The organism is Kitasatospora sp. NPDC059571 (assembly GCF_042735675.1).
Lineage (GTDB): Bacteria > Actinomycetota > Actinomycetes > Streptomycetales > Streptomycetaceae > Kitasatospora.
Window position 1 is genome coordinate 1 of record NZ_JBHWBW010000617.1, and the last position, 3968, is coordinate 3968.

Annotated in this window: 2 protein-coding genes; one reads left to right on the plus strand and one right to left on the minus strand. The window is 71.5% G+C overall.

Features of this window, described 5'->3' with window-relative positions:
• The coding region (locus ACFV0G_RS36645) for a potassium/proton antiporter (protein WP_380557270.1) at nucleotides 1-944 on the minus strand (944 nt) is incomplete at its 3' end.
• 219 nt (nucleotides 945-1163) lie between these two features.
• Here ACFV0G_RS36645 and ACFV0G_RS36650 point away from each other — a divergent pair.
• Nucleotides 1164-3893 (plus strand): penicillin acylase family protein, encoded by a 2730-nt coding sequence (locus ACFV0G_RS36650; protein ID WP_380557273.1) that lies wholly within the window; start codon nucleotides 1164-1166, stop codon nucleotides 3891-3893.
• Nucleotides 3894-3968 lie beyond the last annotated feature (75 nt).

Below are 3968 nucleotides of genomic sequence, written 5' to 3' on the forward strand. Positions count from 1 at the left end.
ACCGAGGCCGGCCGGGCGAGGAAGACCAGCACCGCGCCGCTGGCCAGCGCCGGGACGACGGCGGAGCCCATCTGGCTCGGCGTGCAGAGCAGGCCGAGCACGACGAACATGCCGATCTGGCCGATCCAGGCCAGGCCGTCGGCGAAGCCGCGGACGGCCGGGCCGTGCGGCAGCTTGGAGTTCCCGAGGATCACCGCGGCGGTGTAGACGGCGAGGAAGCCGGAGCCGTGCAGCAGCGCCGCCCCGGCGTACGCCAGCACGGTCAGTGCCAGCACCGCGATCGGGTAGAGGCCGGAGGACGGCAGGGCGACGTGCTTGACCGCGTAGGCGCCGAGCCGGCCGACCGCGAAGCCGACCGCCGCGCCGATCGCGAGCTCGGCCAGGATGGTGCCGGCCAGGACGTACCAGGGGTCGAGCGGTCCGGCGGTGGCGAAGGCGACGACCAGGATGACCACCGGGGCGTCGTTGAGTCCGGACTCCGCCTCCAGCAGGCCGGTCAGCCGGCGGGGCAGCGGCACCAGCCGCAGCACCGAGAAGACCGCGGCGGCGTCGGTGGACGAGACGATCGCGCCGAGCAGCAGCGCCGTCCGCCAGTCCAGGCCGATCAGCAGGTGGGCGCCGCCGGCGGTGACCAGGACGCTGATCACCACGCCCGCGGTGGCCAGCACGGCGGCGGCCGGCATGACGGGTCTGATGGAGCGCCACCCGGTCTTGAGGCCGCCCTCGGCGAGGATCACCACCAGGGCGGCGTAGCCGAGGACCTGGGTCAGCTCCGCGTTGTGGAAGACGAAGCCGAGGCCGTTCTGCCCGAGGGCGACGCCGATCCCGAGGTAGATCAGCAGGCTGGGCAGACCGGACCGGGTGGAGAAGCGCACGGCGACCACCGCGACCAGAAGGATCACGGCGAACTCGAGCAGGAACGTGTTCAGGCGGTCGACGGTCACGCAGGGGCACCTCGGCGCGGAGGGAGCGGCTGATGATTCGTTACTCGGTCCAACATTTTACCTGATCTTTGACGGCGCCCCGGCCGCCGTCGTCGACGGTCATCTTCGCCCGGTATCGTCCCCCTGATCCAGCGCAGGCGTCCCCGGTGCATGCCCGCCGCCTGAGCCGCCTTAATGTGGTGACCTGTCACGGCCGCCACCACCCAGCCAAGGACCCAGATGCCCCGCTCGAAGAAGTTCCGGCGCGCCCGTCTGATCGTGCTCGTGCTGGTCGTGCTGCTGATCGCCGGGCTCGGCGGGGGCGCCTGGTGGGGGGTGCACACCGTGCGCTCGTCCTTCCCGGACGTCACCGGCACCGTGCGGGTCGCCGGGATGACCGCGCCGGTCGACGTGAAACGCGACGACAAGGGCATCCCGCAGCTGTACGCGGACACCACCGCGGACCTCTTCCGTGCCCAGGGCTACGTCCAGGCGCAGGACCGCTTCTGGGAGATGGACGTCCGCCGGCACATCACCTCCGGACGGCTCTCCGAGATGTTCGGATCCGGCTCGGTGGAGACCGACGCCTTCCTGCGCACCATGGGCTGGCGCCGGGTCGCCCAGCAGGAGTACGACACCGTCCTCAGCGCCGAGACCAAGAAGAACCTCCAGGCCTACACCGACGGCGTGAACGCCTGGCTCGCCGAGCACCCGGGCGGCGCCGACGCCTCGCTGGAGTACGCGCTGCTCGGCGTCGTGCACAGCGGCTACCGGCCGGAGCAGTGGAGCCCCGTCGACTCGGTCGCCTGGCTGAAGGCGATGGCCTGGAACCTCTCCGGCAACCTCAACGACGAGGTCGACCGCGCGCTCCTGTCGCAGAACTTCACCCAGGACAAGGTCGACGAGCTCTACCCGGCCTACCCGTACGACCGCAACGGCACGATCGTCCAGACCGGCAGCCTCGCCGCCGACGGGACCTACCGCCCGGCCGGCCAGACCGGGGCCGCCCCGGCCACCGGCGGCGCCACCGCGCAGGGCCGGGCCACCGCCGCCGCGCTGCTCAAGGGCGTCACCGACAAGATGGGCGCGATGCCGCAGCTGCTCGGCCCGCAGGGCCAGGGCATCGGCTCCAACTCCTGGGTCGTCTCCGGCGAGCACACCATCACCGGCAAGCCGCTGCTGGCCAACGACCCGCACCTCGGCCCCGGGCTGCCGTCCGTCTGGTACCAGATGGGCCTGCACTGCCGCACCGTCGGCCCCAAGTGCGGCTACGACGTCAGCGGATTCACCTTCGCCGGCATGCCTGGCGTGGTCATCGGCCACAACCAGAACATCGCCTGGGGCTTCACCAACCTCGGCGCCGACGTCACCGACCTCTACCTGGAGAAGGTGACCGGCCCCGACACCTACCTGCGCGACGGCCAGGACGTCCGGTTCACCACCCGCAAGGAGACCATCAAGGTCGCCGGCGGCGCCGACCGCACCATCACGGTGCGCACCACCGTGAACGGCCCGCTGATCTCCGACCAGTCCTCCGAGCAGCAGAACGTCGGCACCTACGCCCCCACCGGCAACGCCGCCCCGGACCGCGCCAGCGGCTACGGCGTGGCCCTCCAGTGGACGGCGCTCACCCCCGGCAAGACCATGGACGCGGTCTTCGAGCTCGACGCCGCCGCCGACTGGACGGGCTTCCGCGCCGCCGCCGCCGACTTCGCCGTCCCGGCGCAGAACCTCATCTACGCCGACACCAAGGGCAACATCGGCTACCAGGCGCCCGGCGTCGTCCCGGTCCGCGGCAAGGGCGACGGCCGCTACCCGGCCCCCGGCTGGGACTCCGCGTACGACTGGAAGAAGGACCCGGTCCCCTTCAAGTCGCTGCCCTGGGTCTACAACCCGCCGGCCGGCTACATCGTCACCGCCAACCAGGCCGTGGTCGACAGCACGTACCGCTACAGCCTGACCACCGACTGGGAGTACGGCACCCGCGCCAAGGAGATCTCCGACGACATCGCGGGCAAGATCAAGAACGGCGGCAAGATCTCGCCGTCCGACATGAGCAGCATGCAGCTGGACAACACCAGCGTGATGGCCAAGACCCTGGTGCCGCTGCTGCTCAAGGTGAAGATCAGCGACCCGTACGTCCGCGAGGCGCAGGACCTGCTCAAGGACTGGAACTACCAGCAGGACGCCGACTCGGCCGCCGCCGCCTACTACAACGGCGTCTGGCGGGCGCTGCTCACGCTGGCCTTCGGCCAGAAGCTCCCGGCCGACATGCGCGCCGAGGGCGACTGCCTGCTCGTCCGCCAGAAGGCCAACGCGACGCTGCCCGACGACGCCGTCGGCGGCGAGGTCAAGCCGGTCACCGAGTGCGGCACCCGCAAGCCCTCGCAGGCCCAGCCGGACGGCGGCGACCGCTGGATGGAGGTCGTCCGGCAGCAGCTCGCCAAGCCCGACAGCAGCTGGTGGGACTACATCGACTCCGACCACATCCCGCAGCACGGCCTGAACAACCTGCTCGCCCAGTCGATGAAGAACGCCCGCCAGGACCTCACCGCCTACCTGGGCAAGTCCGTCTCCACCTGGAGCTGGGGCCGCCTGCACACCCTCACCCTCAAGGAGACGACGCTCGGCAGCGACGACTCCTCGCTCGGCTCGGGCTTCGTGCACCGGCTGCTCAACCGCGGCCCGTACCGGCTCTCCGGCTCCAGCGCCGCGGTCAACGCGGCCGGGTGGAACGCGGCGGCCGGCTACCAGGTCGACTGGATCCCCTCGATGCGGATGGTCGTGGACCTCAGCGACTTCGACGCCTCCCGGTGGATCAACGTCGGCGGCGAGTCCGGCCACACCTTCCACGGCAACTACAACGACCAGACCGACCTGTGGGCCGCCGGCTCCCTGCTGACCTGGGCGTACTCCGCCAAGGCGGTCGACCAGGGCACCCGGCACACGATGACGCTCACCGCCGGCTGACGCACCGCCGGCCGAGGAGCGCGCGCGGGGGGGGGGGGGAGCGAGGCCCCCCGGGCGGTGGAGGCGCGCGGCGCG

Excerpts from the sequence above, each read along its gene's own strand:
- ACFV0G_RS36650 (WP_380557273.1), top strand. The coding sequence starts at position 1,164 with ATGCCCCGCTCGAAGAAGTTCCGGCGCGCCCGTCTGATCGTGCTCGTG.